The sequence below is a fragment of the Lentilactobacillus hilgardii genome (assembly GCF_009832765.1).
GTDB lineage: Bacteria > Bacillota > Bacilli > Lactobacillales > Lactobacillaceae > Lentilactobacillus > Lentilactobacillus hilgardii.
Window position 1 is genome coordinate 2,043,574 of the sequence record NZ_CP047121.1, and the last position, 17,033, is coordinate 2,060,606.

The window sequence follows — 17,033 nt, forward strand, 5'->3', positions numbered from 1 at the left end:
TGATTACGTTGATTCACTCTATTTATGATGATAAATAAATGAAAAATCAACCGTAAACTTCTTGATTAAACGTTTTAAAAAAGTGTGTTGTAGACTAATGACCAGCCCCCATCCGACAAGGACACCAAATGTATTTGTTAAAACATCGTTAATGTCTACCCATCTGGATAACCCAACACTCCAATCCAAAATAAATTGTAATGTTTCAATGCCAACGCTTACGATCAATCCTAAAAGAACCGTGTGCTTGGCTTTAAAATCCGGTCTTAACAACGCAATGTAAACACCCATAGGTAACATCATTAATACATTTTGGTAAAAATCCGATGTTGTACTCCAAAAGGGAATTAGGTTCACAGGGACATTACCAACCATTAACGGTGCAACTTGTTGTGTCCCAACAAATGCATATGAAGTAGGTGCCAGTGTTAGATAACTGACAGTGATCACGTAAATAACTGCTGATAAAATTGTCGTTAATTGCCACCGTGAAAGCTTCGCAATCTGACTTGATTGAATTTTCAGCCAGATTAGAACACTGGTCACATCAATAAAATACGGAATCCATTTAACCATAACGCTCACCTTCCCTTAATTTAACTATTACTGTTTTTGATTGTTGCAATAAGCTTAAAGATAGTGGGTTAAGTGAAGCTTAAGTCTTTTTATAACGACGAGAGGCTTTAAAAAAACATAACTTCTGATCAAAAAAGGAACTTAATTTACCGTGGTGATCTAAGAAATAACAGATGTAGTTTCTGTCTAAGCACAAATTAATGCATATTGGCGTTCATCATGTTTATTCGGAACCAAAGTATCGTTGTGTTTACGACGTTTAAAATTACAGAATTACTTGATAAGTTTATAATCATTTGTGTGATGTCATTCTAAAATTGTTTTTAAAACATTCTTGTTATATTTCTTCGTTATGTCTTGGAAAGACTTGTATTGTCAGCATGTGACGAAATAAAAATATGTAAAAAACGTAAACTCAATCTACAGAGAATGAGCCCTACACCATCCAAAAAAAGCAGTTTTAGGTTTAAACAAAAGATGATGCAATTCTTATTTTTAGGCCGATATCGCTATGAATTGATTATAAAACAGCTCATATTGGACATCACGATGAAAAAGTAATACCAGTAACACAGTAAAGATTTTAATCGATCAGAATTTATTTTGACCAAACACTGATGTCATTAAAAGCTGATATTTAAGAGAGAGGGTCTTGACTATGATTACATCGTATAAACGTTTTTGGAAAAATATTTTTAACGTTTCTGGTACCGCTAGTCGTTCAGATTATTGGTGGCCTATTATTATCAATTACGTATTAGGTATTATCGCTGTCATTATTATTAGTCATGTCACTGGGTACTCATTTGATTCGATCAGAAATTTGAAAGATTTAGCAGTGGATTCCACCGTTCGAACAGTCGGCTTGATCGTTTGGATTGCTACATTTACAGTTAAGATACGTCGATTACATGATTCTGATCATGTTGGCTGGTGGATTTTAATTGATTTAGTACCATTAATTGGAACAATCTGGTTCTTTATTTTAATGGTATTTCCCAGCAAAGCTAACCGTTGGGATAAAAGATAATCGTTTTTTATTTTAGGGGTTGATGCCGTAAGATATCAACCTTTTTGTATTTAAACAGAACATCATCTTACTAAATGAATTAGCTATTGATTCAGATAAAAAAAGTGAAAACCGTCTCCTCCAAACAAATAGACGACATATAGGCCAAAATATTGAAAACTATTTATGATAGAGAAAAATTGCAGCATTTCATTGGATACCTCAAAGATGATAATCAAGTCCTTCAACTATTCTTTCTGCATGCAAGAATCGGAACTGTTGGTCTTAAAATGGAACGATACTATTTTAAAAAACAACTTTTTCAGCGTCAAACAGCGTCATCAAAGGGTGTTGGGAACCGTTGGATGACCAAGGGGCTCAGGACTCGCCCGAAATCGTCGAACGGCTTATATAGATGTCAAAACAGCCCAATTTTGCCAGACTGACAAAAAGAGCAAGGAGGTGTTTTAGCTTCTAAACCCTTTAATCTAAGAATGGCTAGCTTTTTGCTGCCCCATGAGTGATAGTCAAAGAAATGGGAGACACAAAAAATCCCGTTCTCACAGGCCTTTGACAACCTATGAAAACGGGTAACAATCAATTATTGGGCTAGCTGGGTTCGAATTGTAAACACTAAAACCGTTGACGGCAGGGGTTTACAGGCACTAAAAACTTTTTGGCTTACCAATTGGCTAACTTTAAAAAATCCCTGGGATGGATTTATACATAAATTCTTAACGAAAAATAGCCTTCTTTCACGTATCTATTTAATAGAAGCCACGAAAGAAGGTTATTTTTTTGCGCGAATACAAAACGAAAGATTATCATTTAATTCTATCCGGTAATGTTTTATTCTACCACCACGATAAATATTTCTTTTTCTGAGATGATGCTGACATAAATTTATTTCAATTAATTATGGAAGAAATTATTATTGGAATGCATTAAACATTAAGTTAACACATAAGTGGCTAGAGCTAATAATGCTATAATTAACAATTAAGGTGGTGCATGCTTATGTATGGAATTAATAATAATCCTAGTGAGAATAATTTTCTACTCATTGTGAACTCAGCCAAAGAATGTCTAAAAGTGCAAAATTATATTGGTGCTCTTGATATTGTTTTAACACTCCCTGACATCTGTGGCAATGTTGAATATCAGAACAAGAAGTTAGGCACAGGGGAAAGATATAAGAAATGGTATAAAGCGTACATTGACAACCACGAAAGCGCTTTGAAGCGGAATAAAGTTGGGCTTATAATTAGCCCAAGCTACGATGCTGAATTTGTTTATAAATTACGTTGCTCATTTTTACACCAAGGAGAAACTTTACAAGCTTATTTAAAAAATAAATACAACGAAGTTACCGATGTTAATTTCACGATACTCTTTACTATTCCAAACAAAAATAATCGCAAACTTCCAACGTTCCAAACTAGTTCCAGTGGCCCGTCTTGGGGGCCTTTTTCAAGTGGTGGTAAAATAGAATACACTTTATCTATTGACGTTGAGGATATGTGTAAAAAAATTATTTCTGCAGCGGAAAAATTTTATGACAAAAATAAAAACAAATTTTCCGATTTCAAAGGGTTCGCTAGTTTAAATAATAACATTTACAAGTAACCAAAACTTTTCTATACTAATATTATAATTATTCAATAAAGCCCCTCACCTCGAATTACAGAGATGAAGGGCTTTATTGTTATTCTGCAAACTTGTTAATAAATTTGTTCCCGGAAATACACATCCCATTATCAAGTTGCAACCTTAACGTTCGATCACACTTTTTGCTCTTCTAAAAATTGGGCAATAAAAAAAGCCCCACCCGAAGTTAATCGAGTGAGGCTTAATTTTATTCTACAAACTTGTTAATTAACTTATTTCCACTAATATACATCCCGTTACCAAGCTGTAGCCGTGATGTGTGGCCGTACTTAACAACTTTCACAACATCAAACTTTGTACCTTTAGAAAATCCGTCAACCTTTTGTTTAAAGGCTAAATCTTTGTATCTGTATGTTCCACGCACAGACTGCACAGTTTTGACTTTGCCAGATGGTGTGTAGTAAAGATTGTTTACAAAGTCTTTATTTGCGGTAACCCACAGACCATTTGTTAATTGGAATCTCTTGTTTTTTAAATCTTTAGTGCTTAACTGCGTCTTTGGTGGATAAGTCTTGGAAACATTTTTTCCAGTTCCAACATCTTTAATGTTTTTATAGGCTTTAACTGTTGCTTGGGTATAAATCCAATGTGGGCGCCAGGTGAAGTAACTTGCTTTCTTTGGTGTAGAAGTACTCCCCACCCCATTCTTTAAGTCTTTAGCGAACTGCGCTTTGCTAACACCCCACTTAGATAAATACCCGTATGGATCCACATGATCGCCACCGAAATTATTAGTAACCCACAGGTGTGACTTAATACCATTACCAGAACCATCAAGAGTGAGCGGAATATTGTACTTGTTCGCATAGTATCGAATCAACCAAATATAACGTGTATACGACTCTCGGAATCGTGACTGTGAATTAACATGGGCTAATTCTACTTGCATTGGACTGTATGGATTAGCGTTCAAAGCACCCCAAGCCACATAACCCGGTTCACCAACCTGATAAATTGCTGTGTCATCCACAATAAAATGGGTGTATGCATTATTCCAGTGTTGCTTCATATAAGAAGCTTCATTCTTAGCCGAATTAGCGCCCTTGTTATTATCATTCCCCGTATCGTGGACGATAATATACTTTTTAGCCGCTAATCGACTGTCGCCTTGTCCCGCTGAAAGTGCGTAATTGCGATTAATTTTATAACCCATTGTTTTTATCCTCCTTATTTGTTGAGAATCCCTTAAAACCGTCAAAAAGCCCGCTGGTAAAGCCACCAATTAACAACCCCAGGACAGCACTTGACAAATAATGACTGTCGGCATTGATGATGGCAGCCAATAATCCCGCGAACACACCAACAATCATAGATATCCACGGCAGCCACTTGTTGTTTAACACGGTCGTCTTTAAAGCCTGAGTTATACAAAAAACGACTGCAAAGATTAATGACATTTCTGCAGTCGTTCCCAAATTTAACTGTTGAATAAAATTCATAATATCCTCCTAATGAATAAAGTGCATTAACTGTTGTAGAATCAAATAAATCACGGAACTTGAACCAATCGCAATAGTTACCACCTTCCACAGGTTTTGACGATTGATAACTTCCATCTCGTTTTTATGAGTTTCATTCTTTTCGTTTCCACGAATGACAGCTTCTAAAATTCGAGTATTCTGTTCTCGTAAATACTTATTACTTTCATCAACACTCTTTAAAGTGTCAGTCATTTTATTGTTGAGATCAGTAATGCGTCTTTCATGGTCTGATAATTCTTTGCCATGTTTCAGCAACATTTGATGATCCTCATCGCTTAATGACATGGCCTCACTTCCCTTCTATTTTGGGGTAAAAGAAAAGCACCTATCCAACAGATAAGTGCAACTTCATATATGGGGGTATATGAATAAGAATATGAATATAATTTGGAAAGATATATTCTGAGGGGAATATATTCTTTGGGTGTGAATAGCAACAGTGAATGCGCTGTTATCCACGGAAAAATTATATCATATTTTGCTAAAATTGAATACCCAGCCATCGCTATCAAGTGTTACATAATAAGTCATAAAATTATCCTTCTTTCTATGCTATTTATAAGCATCTTGCACGTCGTCGTAATAAATATAAGTGGTACTCGATGAGCCATCTGATTTTTAATTATTATTTTAGTGAATCATACGTAAAATAAGCTCCATCAGTAATGCTTGTATGGATATTCGCGTTCACGTACGAAAAATGGCCACTATTCACTGTAATATTTGCAGGACTAATAATTGACAATATGATATTTGATGAAAAGGTATCGGCATCCAAGTCGTACTGAAAGCATCTTCCAGAGATAGTCTTTATATTGTTTACTATTGATGAAAAGTCAGCTATTGTAGTTCCACTACCTATGATAAAAGAACAATCTAATGAGTAACTAATATAGATCTTCTTGGAACTTTGATCAATCCTATAGAGAAATGTTCCTCCTTGAGGAGCATTATTTAATTGATGCCAAGCCGATTTCTCAACGCTTTTCAAATCGGCCATAGTAGCGGCCTGATTATCCCCCTTATCTGTCGAGGCGTCATTTATGACTGGCGCAATACTAAATGTCTGTGCAGCTGTAAATGTTTGAGCCTGTCCCGTCCGTGCTAGGTCAGATGGTAAACTGCTTGCGAGAAGCAACGGATTATCGTCGACCGTTGGAACAGTATCAAAGTTGTTAGCACCAGATAGGTGGGCTACGGTTGAATCATTAGCTATTTGAGTATAGGTCACTGTTCCCGTTAGCATTGTTATTATATAAGCATTTTTGTCTTCACTGAACAATATCCCAGACCCTGCTACTCCTGAAGCAGTAATATGGATAATACCCCTCTTTGGAGAAGCAGAAGGATTATTTAATGTTTTAGCAGTGCAGTAAATTGTAAAGTATCCATTTGGCAATCCATTTATTTTCGTGCTTAAATCATCAGTGTCTCCTAACATTAGTAAGGGCATACCGGTATCATCGGTTACCTTAGATTTTTGCCAGTTTGATGTATCAGTAGTATGCACAACTTCACTGTCATCAGCAGGTGTGTAAGTCTTCCCGTTGACCGTGATCGTGCCGTCGGCGTTGTCCGTAACTTTAGTATCAATATTTTTAGCAAGCCCGTAGGCATCGCCGTCTTTATTAACTGGATCATACTTAAACTGATTATCACCAGTATAATAATTATCTTGACTTAATTTGGCTAAATCGGATGTATCAAAATTAATGTTTGCAATGGCATCAGCTACATATTCCTTAGTTGCAAAACTATCAGGGTTTACGTTAATGGTTACCTGACTGGTATTACCAACAATTACATAAATTGAAGCAGAAAAGGTGAACATAACCGTTGAATCTGACTTGGGCATTGTTTCTGGATCCGCTGCAGTAGTGACTGCATAAAGTTGCTCTTTAGCTCCATCGACATCTTCTTTGGCATACAATGCCATCGCCTGGATGGGATAGCTTTCAGTTAAGTTTAAATTATCAAAACTAACTTTTGTTCCTTTAACTTTCGTTCCACCATTTGGATCAGGCAAAATTCGATCAATTTCACCAGTCTGCTTTTCATGTGGTAATGTAATTAATTGGCTTAAATCCGTTTGGCTTAAATCATCAGCCGTAGAAGTCGCTTTGGTAATTGTGAATTTAGTGTCACCGTTGCTGGCGCGCTGGGCTAAATCAGCACCAAAAGCGGTTAGTTGGGAATCATGATACTCACTCATTAATTTGCTCCTTTCGCATTTACTACTGTTTCAACCTGAATTACCGTAGCAATGCCATAGTATTGCTTAAAGCTGACTTGGGTTTCAGTCGGTGTAAATAATTTGGTCACCATATTTGCTGGAATCAATGTATTAAAAATATATTGAAGCTGTTTAATCTCTGTTGAGGTTGGCAGCCTATTATAAAACATCGCCGAAACTGTTTGCTTTATGACATCTTGTTGAAGGTCAATCGGAATATTCAGGTTTTGGATTAATTGCTTAAAGTATGGCCATGTAATGGCTGCAGGCGGTAATAGTCTCAGCAGAATCACATTTTTACGCTGTTGCAGTGTATCAGTACTATTGGGGACAATACTTAACTCAGATTCCATTAACTTAACCCCGGTTTCATCCGCAGTGGTCACAAATTGATTGCTTAAAAATTGACGTACAAATGTCTCTAGTTCATCCAGTGTCAATTGCTCTCCATTCAGCAATCGGTCCATTTCCCGAACACCTTGGTAATAATCCGGTAAGTAATCCATTAATTTAGTCATTCAATGTCACCGTCCCTAAAACTGGTAATTCAGAAGTTTCATTAGTCGCTTGTAATTTCAAGTCAGATTCCTGATCATTTAAGGTCGGCAAAGTGGCATTAGTTACGCCGTTAATTTTTAAAATCTCCGCTAAGATCTGTGAACGATAAACAGTTACGTTATATCCCCGGCCAATGGTAGCATCAATTACTGCCCAACCTTTTCTTAAATTGCCAAAGTAAGATTGCAATGCTTGATTAATATTATTTTTTACGGTTGTTTCATCAATGCCCGTAGCAAACGTAATTGTACTGGTAATATCTATTTTTAATTCAGTTGGTGCAGTAACCGTAACAACATGGTCAATAGGAGCTAATCCGTAACCACTTCCGCTTGGAGTTGGATCAATTTCATTTTGAACCGAAGCGATTAATTCATCTGACGCTGGTAAGAAATTATTATCCACGATAACTAGTTTTACAGTTCCGCCTCCTTGCCAAGCGGGGTATATTTGTCCCGCACCAACTTCTTCAATTCGGTCTAACATATCAACGTAGTCTGCAACATTACCACCATAAGCATTGTAAGTGTCCGGAGACAATAAACGTGTTCGTAAATCATCGTCACTCTCACTGTCTCTCGCCGGTACCGTTATTTCTGTGATTTCGGCATAGCTTAAGGCATCGTTATAGGAAACTGGTAAAATTTGGCCCTTATAACCATTGGGCCTCGTGCCAAACTCTTCTGCTTCTAAAATAATTACTGGTGCTGTGACATCAGTAGCAACAGCCGAAAAAGTTACCCCTCCAGAATCGGTCATAGCTTGTGGGGAACTAAGCTGCGTTTTAATATCATCGGTTACTTTAATGACGGTATAAAAAATCGGTTCATCCCCAATCGAAGCGAACCGATCACCAATTTGAATATTTGTAACAGGTAGATTATTTCGATCAATAGCAGTGGCTTTAACTTGCGTTTTGGTGGCAGCGATTCGACTGGTTCCTCGTTCAACAGCACGGTAATCTAGAAACTCACCCGTGGAAGTTTGCGTATAAATAAATTCAATCGTGTTAGCCAAAGTAATTGCTTCTTCGGCCAAAACCGTTGCAGCGGGAGCCAAAGCATCATAAATAATGGATCCCTCCCGTTTATCCACATCGTCACTAACATTATCCATCAATTCATCTAGATAGTAATCAAAATCATGACTACGAATTTCTGCAACTAATTCACTAGGACTCATTAATCATCACCTCCGGACTAATACTAATTTCTCCATAAATTGTGGTAACCAATGCCGTTACAGTCAGAAAACCTTTAGTGTCAGGCACAATATCTTGTACTTCCACATCTAAAACTCGGTCATCTGCTTCTAAAGCCTCTGTTAGTAATCGTTCGACTTCTGTTTGAGCATACGGTAACTCTTTGCCTAACAGATCTTCTAAATCATGACCATAATCTTCATCATAGATTGGATAAGCAAATCGAACCGTTTGTAGCAATTTATCGATTGCCTGTAGCATTGCATCTTTGCCATCCGTCATTTGAATAATTCGCCCAGCCTTAACCTGGTAAGTGTAGGTGGGGGAAGTTTCTTCTTCCACATCATCAGTTTCACCTGTGGTTGGACTGCCATCATCGTTAAGGTTTTGATCGATATCATCGTCTGCCTCCGTTTCAGTTACCACTGGAATGCTAGCATCATCTGTTAAATCTTGGACTTCATCTAATTCATCATTCAATTTGTGTCACCTAACTTTTCTAAAACTAAAAAACGTTGACCACCATCACCACGCAACATTAATACGCCATCACCCACTTTTAACGATTGATCAATTGTAACGGTTTCTGTTCGTTTGATATCACCATCATCTGAACGATCTTGGTAAGTCATTTTAACTGTATGCTTAGTCACGTGTTCTCCTAAAGTTAAAAAATCTTCAGTTAAAATTGCCGTTGATGAATATTGAATTTTTAATGGTGAAATGCTAATCACTTTCCCGGGAACGATGTCACTATATTCATTGGGGTTGCCTCCACGGCTATTAATCATGTCTAATAATGTATCACCTGTCATGACATTCTCACCTTGATTTCTAAATCAGCAGTGTAATTCGGGTCAAATGTGATGGTTGATTTGGTAATAACCAATTGCTTGGTTCCTAAACCAATATCTTTTAAACTGGATAGTTTTACATATACCGAATTACCAGCCCTTAATGCTTGGTTACCTGTACAAGTAATGCTCAGTTTATAGGTTTGCCGATTATATAGTTTCAACAAATTACTAGCCCGAACTTTCATTTGAGCTAGATTAGTTTTGTCTTTAGTTACTTTTTCAATCTTTTGCAGTTTTCCCCAACGTTGCAATGTGTTGCCCTGCTTACCAGCTTGGACAATTTTAGTGGCCGTTACTTTAGCCTTTTCCTTCTTACTAGTTTTAACCACTTTGATGGCGTTATAAGCATTATCAATCGACTTCTCAAATGTAAAGCTTTCAGCACTGGATTTATCTCCTAAAATAATTTTAGTCCGATAATACGGCGCCTTACGTAATTCAACTGTGCCATAATGATCGGCAACAAAGTAATGATTGCCATTGGCTTTACGAGCTTCCTTAATACTGGACTTTAACATGTCAAAATAACTTTTATCATCATTTAAAACCGGTGATAATTTATGCTTGGTTACCACCTTAGCTTTATGGGGAATTTTAGCCAATTTGCATACTTGGGTAAATCGTTGAGTTAGTGTGGAAGAGGGAAATACTAATGTATCCTCATTTTTTAAATATCGCAAATTATCATAAGCTGTAATGCTAAATTTTTCATCAGAAGTATATTTTATATCAAATATCCGGCCGTAAAATGTTTTAGCATCATTCCACCAAAAGCGAACTTCATCGCCATTTTTCGGCGTAAAGCCTTCGTTAGTTTCAACTAAATCAAATGTCAATTGGCCGGCCGAATAATCTACATCAGTTGTCCATTTAACGTTACTAGCTAACTTACGAATATCCCAATAGTTTTTAGCCCCTTTGGTCTTAATCGTAAACAATGACACTCCCATTTCTACGACCCCCTAACATTAGATTTGCTAATCCAGCCTAAAGGTTGATTAGTTAATGTCTGGATATAATACGGATATTTCGCATTTGGTGAGATCAACATTACTTTTACCGTACGATTTTTTACAGTTGCATTTAGTTTTGTTCCCCCAACCGCTGTACTGTATAGAGAGGCCGTAGCAACCACAATTGAACCACGGCTAACTTTTACTGCAGATTTACTGCGAGTCTTGCCTTTTTTAGCAGATTTCTTTTTCTTCTTTTTGGGTTTTATCCGTTTAGCCGCATACGATCGATATTCACGTAAGGATAAAGTACAGGCGTATTCGTCTGCATAACCATCTTTAAAGCCAAACGTAAACCCAGCAATCGTCATCTTAATACTGACAGCGGTACTACTAATAACAAAACGAATTGGTTTTTTAGCTTTATACAACTTAATTAGCAAGCTTAAATAATCCTGAGCACGTGATTTTAACTTGTTGGCTGTCAGATAATGGGTTACTTTCATATGCCGTGGTAGCACAAAATCAAAATCAAATTTCCGCAATTTATATTCACCAATCTGGTTAATTTCACCATAACTAATGATATTGGTTTGCTTGTCGTCTGTTTCGTACTTAATGCTGACTTCGGCTGGATTAACCGGCAATTCAAACGTTTTATTCTTACCATAGGTAATATAGAAGCCCATATGAGTACTTTTAGACATTTTACTCATTACCTTCCACCCCCAAACGGTTCCGCTGCCGGTTGACTAAATAATTTTCAAACTGTTGAACCAAACTTTCCAAATCTTGTTGAGAATTACCCTGGCTATTAATTTGAATTGCTCCTTTGGCAATCGTAATTGTGGAAGAATTGCTGGATTGCGAGGAACGATTAACGGATTGACCAGATGTCAGGATTGTCTGTAGCTGTTCAGGAGAAGTAGTTGGTGTACTTTGATCACTCAGAGTACTATTAATCGTCATCCCTTGGCCTAAGACAGATTTCATATGAGCAGCATTAATTGCTGAATTTGCTAAACTTGTTCCCGAACTGGCAACTAAAGCGTTGGTTTGATTCATTCCAATTGCTAGGCCTTGACCCATATAACTACCAATTTCAGCAAACACTTTTGATGGCGAATGTACTTTAGCCGCAGCACGAGCTGCTTTATCAGCCGCCGCTGCTAATCGACTGGCGGCAGCCTCTACAGCACCAACTTGTGAATTCATCCCAGCAGCCAAACCAGCGCCAATCGCTGCACCCGCTGAACGCATTGCCCCAGCACCAGCTCGGGCAGCAGCAGCAGCATTATTAACTGCACTCCTTACTGCACTGGTTATTTGAGCACCACCAGATCGAGCGGCACTAGCTGAAGCAGTCATCCCTGAACGCACAGCACCAATTATTCCAGCCATTGATGGACGATTGACATGTGGTGCCGGAATAGTTCCCAAATGCGGTAATGTCGGTGTAGGCACTTTCGGCCTAGCCACCGTTACGTGCATGGTTGGCATTTTTGGCATAATTGGAGTTGGCACTTTAGGACGAGCTACATTAACATGCATTGTTTGCCCTTTAGGCATCACTGGTGTTGGCACCTTAGGAGTTGCCACCTTTGCCTTAATTGGTGTGTTGGTTGCTTGCGCTTGCAATTTAGCTAAAGGATTACCAGTTGCACTTGTATCTGCTTGCACCTTTGCTTTAATTGGATTACTTGCCGCCTGAGTTTGTAACTGACTAAAAACGTTACCAGTTGGCAATTTAGGAGCTTCAACTTTTGGACGAATCGGATTGCTAGAAGCTTGTGATTGAAGTTGACTAAATATATTACTTGTTGGTAAAGCTGTCGGTGCTTCAATTTTAGTTCTAATTGGTTTAGCCGCTTGAGTCTGCAATTGTGTTAATGAAGTTAAAGCTCCCGATACATTGCCAGTCGCATTAACTTTAATGTTACCGGTTTTAGATTTAGTTTCATCAGCTTTCGTACCTAATTGGCCTAAAGCAGAAATGACTGCATCCAAAGTATTAGTTTTCCCAAGTTTTGAAAAGGCATTGCCAATACCATCCACATCTTTCTTAGCGTCACCCAATGCTTGTCCGGCTTTACCAAATTGTCCAGTTACAGCATAGCCGACAGCACCCATAGTATTAACAACGGCTCCTAAAGCATGAACTACAATCATGGCCGCAGCACCAACCTGAATTAATGCATCAGCAACAGCTGCAAATCCCAAAGCGACTCCAGCAATTACGCCAATTCCAATAGTTTGAAAGATTGCTGACAAAGCAGGCCCTAATGGAGCCAATGCAGCCAACATTTGTTGTGCGGCACTAACGATCGGTGCAAAAGCACTAGCAATCCCAGACACTACACTACGGAATCCCATGAAGTCAGTTGCCCAAGCTGCTACTGCAGCAACTATAATTGCTGTGATTCCTAATATGATAGCTCCAACTGGTGAAAATGCAGCAGCTATCATTGCTGGTAAACTTTGGATAAATGATAATCCTTTACTCAGCCCTTGGGTTGCATTAGCAAAAGCATTTATGCCTGCTCCGGCTGCTATCATAATTCCGCCAATTAATTTAAAGCCAGCAAAAGCACCAACAATCGCTAAAATTTCGCCAGGCGATAACCGCCCTAAAGCATTAGCTAACATTGTAACTGCATTTGCTGCTACGGTAATCCCAGCACCACTAATTGAGCCTAACGCTTGTGCCAAATTACCGCCAGAGGCATGGTTTAATTTGCTGGTTATATTTCCGATTGCATTCCCAATCGAACTAAACGTATTCTTAATTGCTCCAATCGCTCCACTGCTAGCAAAGCCACTGAAGAAATCTTTGACCGCGTTACCAGCTGTTGTTAAAGCACTTACTACACCTTTTGCGAAGCTAACCAATCCTGGAATCATTTTGTCAAAATTCATTTTGCCGATCATATCTGTTAAAGAACTAATTGCTTTTATACCAACCTTACTGGTGCTGTCAAAAGCATTTTGCAGTTTATTAGCTAGAGTCTCTCGTAACCCATCTGCTGCTTGACCCACAGTTTTATACTGTGTGGCTAATTTGGTGAAGTTGGCATTAGTTCCTGTTTTGGCAATTGCATTGAAAAACTTTTGGGTTGAAATCTTGCCAGCCTGAACATCTTTAACTAATTGACCAGTACTTTCATGCATAGTCTTTGCTACAGCAGCCATTCCGGCTGGGGTTTGTTCAAGCATCAGTCGGAAATCTTGCCATTGAACCTTAGGCTTAGCTGCAGCTTGTACAGATTGTTGCATTAAAGTCTTCATCGCCTGTTGGGGATCGGATGCAGCAGCAGCTAAACCACCCATTCCTTTAACCAATCCCAAGGTATTTTTAGTTCCAACTGCCGCGAATTGTGAGTAGGCACTAGCCATATCTGATGCACTATAAATAGTTTGTTGAGCAAATTTTTGCAGACTTCCACGGGTGGCAGTGATTGAGCCTTGCGATTTTCCAAGCATGCTCATATTACCGTTAAAGGTTTGCCAAGCGGCACTACTGCTATTCAATTCACTTAGCATGCTGCGCATACCTGTTCCAATGAGGCTTAAGCCTTTAGTAATCCCAGTTCCTACTAAATTAGCACCTAACATGCTTTTAAACATTCCGCCTGTGGAAGTCCCTTGCCCTTTCAATCGGTTCATAGCATTTCCCGCTGCACTTAGCTTTGAAGATAAAGATGTTAAAGCTGAACTAAACCCATCATTAATTCGAATCGTTGCACTGATTGTGGCCATCTAAACACCTCCCTACTAAAAAGGACGCCAGCTATTTTTTAGCTCGCGCCCTTCGTTTTTCTTCTCTTGCTTGTTGTTTCTCTGCTTTAATTCTCAAATCGATACCTGCAATTATAACTGCGCGTTCTCGATTACTTAAAGCAGTCCACTGTTTTGGTAACCAATGGTAATGATGCATTGCGTACAGATAGTATCCAATATCCGAGTCTTCCTCGGATTGAATTATTTTTTTGCTTCATCAACCAAACTTGTTAAATCTTCAGCATCAAACCCTGATAACGTTTGTACCTTTTCAGCTAATTCACCATATTGACCAGCTAGCAGCATCTTACGTAACAGCTTACCGGGATTTGCAACCACACCCCAACTCTTTTGCAGTTGAGCGTTGTTAAGATCTGGCACCACAATTGAAGAAACAATCAAATCATCACTAATAGCATCAGCATCTGAATCAACCGTAACTGTTCGTGTTTGTTTGTTTAAAACCTTTCGAGTATGCCGTTTCTGAATCTCTTTTAATTCAGTCGCAGTTAATGATTTAATAACAAAGGGCGATTTAAACCCCTTGAATTCAATTTGTTCTGTTTCTGGTTCGTTATCAACATTTTCTAGCAAAAAATCATTTAAGTTTTCTGTCACTTTAGTCACACTCCTCTAATTAAACTTTGAATTTACCATCAAACTCTTGAACCAAATCAATCTCTTCAAACGTGAAATCGGATTCCCATTGCATAACATCATCATCTGCTTTGAAATCAACGATCGGCACATCATCCAAATTAACTTGCCCTAGGTGGATAGTTTGCTTACCAGCCTCACTGGTTTTGTCCTCAATATTGAAGACCAGATCCATATAAAGGTCAGCTTGCTCGTCAGTATAGGGAATCCCATATTTGGCCCAAATTGAATTAATCAGATAACCACCCAAGGTACCGGTACCTTCCACAGAAGTTACCTTTTTCTTCTTCCAATGGTTCCCTAAGACTTGGACATCTTCTTTGTTTTTTTCCAGTTTGACGGTCAATTCACTACATTCAATTAACGGAATGTTTTGCCCATTAATAATTAAATAGACGGTCGCATCTTTCGTGGAAATTGTATCACGGCCATTTAATACTTCGCCTAATGTTGCTGCCATTATCGATTACCTCCTTAATAAACCTTAATTGTCATGTACAGCTTTTCCATTGAATCAACCGAAGTAACGGCAATGTTAACCAACACTGAATCTTTGTCGTCACCCTGAGCAACGGTAATATCGTCATTATCAAAGCTATTAATGGTTCCGTTACCCACTAAACTATTTAGATAACTAATACGGTTAGCTTTGAATAGGTCACGACCGGTATCATTATTAGTTACTTTGCCAATGAACTGTTGTTCAAAGACGTCATGAGTATTCATGGCAATTTCATCTAACGCACGAACAACTCGATTTTTAGAGAAGTCCTGGGTTTTGCCATCCGGGATTGTCACTAAACTGTTAATATCTTGTTCAAAGACAACTGAACCATCACGTTTACGAGTAAATACTAATTGCCCGGCATTAAGAGCTTTAATAGTCGTTTCATTGTTATAACGTGGCAATACATCCACAGCATCTGGGTAACTACTATAAGTCAAAGATTCATTTGGTTGTGCCGCTGATTCAGCTCCAGCAACATAACCAGCTGCGGTAGTGGCATCTAATTCTGAACCATCACTCAATACCACACCTTGAGGAACTAAAGTCACAGCTTCGTAATCAGGACTGGTTTGACCGGTAGCAAACGGAATTACCGCACACACTTTGTAACCTTCATTTTCACGGATACGCTTAATAGTTTGAGCTACCAAGGAATGAATCGTACTGGTTACTTCAAATCCCGCTGTGGTAACAACTGCGTAAGCTTCATTTTCCAAGGCATCATCTAACAACGTTGTCATATCTACTGTTTCGGTAGTTCCGGCTTGCAACGTAAATGTATGAGAACCAGTAAACTTAGTTATTGGGTTATCCTCATCAATAGTTTCACCAGTAAAATCTGCTCCACCTTGAGTGACAGAGGCGTCAGGATCAGCTACCGATGTCGTCCCGTCTTGGTAAGTGTATGCCACTTCAACGTAGGCGTTGGATGGTAAATGCTTAACTAATGACTGACGAATTGAAGTTGTATCAACCACAGTTGTTCCTGCTAAAGTTGTTACTGTAAATAAAGGATCATCAGAAGTATCATTAGGATCTTTTTCAACAACCACCGATAAGCTATTACCGAATGTCCCTGGATATTTAGCAGTAAATGTCCAGGGGATGAGATCATCGCTCACGGAAGCTTTCTTGCCACCGTTATTATTCAAATAAAGGACCTTGGTAGCACCCTTGAAAGCCTCACGTAAAGCAGGATAATCATCTAATGAATTAATCCCCAGTGCTTGACGGAAATCTGAATCAATCGTTAATGGCGTCACACCTGGTTGGCCCCAATTTAAATCTTTAGATCCAACTAATAGTGTAGTTCCTAAAGTACTGTCGCTAGTCGCCGGCTTAATACCAACCACATTGATATATGCTCCAGGACGCCGTTTGTTTTGTGTAGTCCATGTTCCACCTGCCATTTAAAAAGCCTCCTTAAATTTTCGAATTAAATTTTTAGCTTGGATCAGCGAATATTGCCGATCATCATTTAAAAGAATTGTCAAAATGTCACGTTCAATCGGAGTGAATCCGGTTGAGGTGATTAATGCTTGCTTACTGTACAAAT

18 protein-coding genes are annotated in these 17,033 nt (G+C 38.5%); 2 read left to right on the plus strand and 16 right to left on the minus strand.

Features of this window, described 5'->3' with window-relative positions; translation table 11 throughout:
* Window positions 1-18: 18 nt before the first annotated feature.
* The gene (locus GQR93_RS09630; protein ID WP_003554766.1) at window positions 19-576 is read right to left on the minus strand and encodes a VanZ family protein; all 558 of its coding nucleotides are present in this window, start codon (window positions 574-576) and stop codon (window positions 19-21) included.
* Window positions 577-1,234: 658 nt separating this feature from the next.
* Here GQR93_RS09630 and GQR93_RS09640 point away from each other — a divergent pair.
* Together GQR93_RS09640 and GQR93_RS09650 are read left to right on the plus strand one after the other, a co-directional pair.
* A complete protein-coding gene (locus tag GQR93_RS09640; protein ID WP_003554768.1) occupies window positions 1,235-1,606 on the plus strand; it encodes a DUF805 domain-containing protein in 372 nt (123 codons plus the stop codon).
* Window positions 1,607-2,602: 996 nt separating this feature from the next.
* Window positions 2,603-3,211, plus strand: a complete 609-nt coding sequence (locus tag GQR93_RS09650) for a hypothetical protein (protein ID WP_159298750.1) — start codon at window positions 2,603-2,605, stop codon at window positions 3,209-3,211.
* Window positions 3,212-3,440: 229 nt separating this feature from the next.
* Here the strand turns inward: GQR93_RS09650 and GQR93_RS09655 are convergent, their stop codons facing one another.
* The 15 genes from GQR93_RS09655 to GQR93_RS09725 all read right to left on the minus strand — a co-directional run bounded on the left by GQR93_RS09655 (window position 3,441) and on the right by GQR93_RS09725 (window position 17,031).
* Entirely contained in the window at window positions 3,441-4,406 is a 966-nt protein-coding gene (locus GQR93_RS09655; protein WP_159298751.1) for a DUF5776 domain-containing protein, read from the minus strand.
* Entirely contained in the window at window positions 4,396-4,692 is a 297-nt protein-coding gene (locus tag GQR93_RS09660) for a holin (RefSeq protein ID WP_159298752.1), read from the minus strand. The genes GQR93_RS09655 and GQR93_RS09660 overlap by 11 nt, the downstream gene beginning before the upstream one ends.
* 9 nt (window positions 4,693-4,701) lie before the next feature.
* Window positions 4,702-5,019, minus strand: a complete 318-nt coding sequence (locus GQR93_RS09665; protein WP_225442028.1) for a hypothetical protein — start codon at window positions 5,017-5,019, stop codon at window positions 4,702-4,704.
* A 340-nt stretch (window positions 5,020-5,359) separates the two neighbouring features.
* Window positions 5,360-6,946, minus strand: coding sequence for a hypothetical protein (locus GQR93_RS09670; RefSeq protein WP_159298753.1), 1,587 nt, complete (start codon window positions 6,944-6,946; stop codon window positions 5,360-5,362).
* Entirely contained in the window at window positions 6,946-7,485 is a 540-nt protein-coding gene (locus GQR93_RS09675) for a putative phage tail protein (RefSeq protein ID WP_054736204.1), read from the minus strand. The genes GQR93_RS09670 and GQR93_RS09675 overlap by 1 nt, the downstream gene beginning before the upstream one ends.
* On the minus strand, window positions 7,478-8,707 hold the full coding sequence (locus tag GQR93_RS09680) for a baseplate J/gp47 family protein (RefSeq protein ID WP_084999038.1): 1,230 nt from the start codon (window positions 8,705-8,707) through the stop codon (window positions 7,478-7,480). The genes GQR93_RS09675 and GQR93_RS09680 overlap by 8 nt, the downstream gene beginning before the upstream one ends.
* Window positions 8,697-9,206: a DUF2634 domain-containing protein gene (locus GQR93_RS09685; protein ID WP_225425100.1), complete on the minus strand. Its 510-nt coding sequence runs from the start codon at window positions 9,204-9,206 to the stop codon at window positions 8,697-8,699. The genes GQR93_RS09680 and GQR93_RS09685 overlap by 11 nt, the downstream gene beginning before the upstream one ends.
* A complete protein-coding gene (locus GQR93_RS09690; RefSeq protein WP_054736199.1) occupies window positions 9,203-9,541 on the minus strand; it encodes a DUF2577 domain-containing protein in 339 nt (112 codons plus the stop codon). Before GQR93_RS09690 ends, GQR93_RS09685 begins: the two co-directional genes overlap by 4 nt.
* Window positions 9,538-10,533, minus strand: coding sequence for an XkdQ/YqbQ family protein (locus GQR93_RS09695; RefSeq protein WP_084988982.1), 996 nt, complete (start codon window positions 10,531-10,533; stop codon window positions 9,538-9,540). Before GQR93_RS09695 ends, GQR93_RS09690 begins: the two co-directional genes overlap by 4 nt.
* A 2-nt stretch (window positions 10,534-10,535) precedes the next feature.
* Window positions 10,536-11,252 carry a hypothetical protein gene (locus GQR93_RS09700; RefSeq protein WP_159298754.1) on the minus strand — a complete coding sequence of 239 codons (717 nt, stop codon included), beginning with the start codon at window positions 11,250-11,252 and terminating at the stop codon, window positions 10,536-10,538.
* Window positions 11,245-14,292: a tape measure protein gene (locus GQR93_RS09705; RefSeq protein ID WP_159298755.1), complete on the minus strand. Its 3,048-nt coding sequence runs from the start codon at window positions 14,290-14,292 to the stop codon at window positions 11,245-11,247. The genes GQR93_RS09700 and GQR93_RS09705 overlap by 8 nt, the downstream gene beginning before the upstream one ends.
* Window positions 14,293-14,514: 222 nt before the next feature.
* A complete protein-coding gene (locus GQR93_RS09710) occupies window positions 14,515-14,931 on the minus strand; it encodes a phage tail assembly chaperone (RefSeq protein ID WP_084988979.1) in 417 nt (138 codons plus the stop codon).
* A gap of 19 nt (window positions 14,932-14,950) precedes the next feature.
* A complete protein-coding gene (locus GQR93_RS09715) occupies window positions 14,951-15,430 on the minus strand; it encodes a phage tail tube protein (protein WP_159298756.1) in 480 nt (159 codons plus the stop codon).
* Between the two features lie 14 nt (window positions 15,431-15,444).
* Entirely contained in the window at window positions 15,445-16,887 is a 1,443-nt protein-coding gene (locus tag GQR93_RS09720; RefSeq protein ID WP_159298757.1) for a phage tail sheath C-terminal domain-containing protein, read from the minus strand.
* A complete protein-coding gene (locus GQR93_RS09725) occupies window positions 16,888-17,031 on the minus strand; it encodes a hypothetical protein (RefSeq protein WP_159298758.1) in 144 nt (47 codons plus the stop codon). It lies immediately after the preceding gene.
* Window positions 17,032-17,033: the final 2 nt, after the last annotated feature.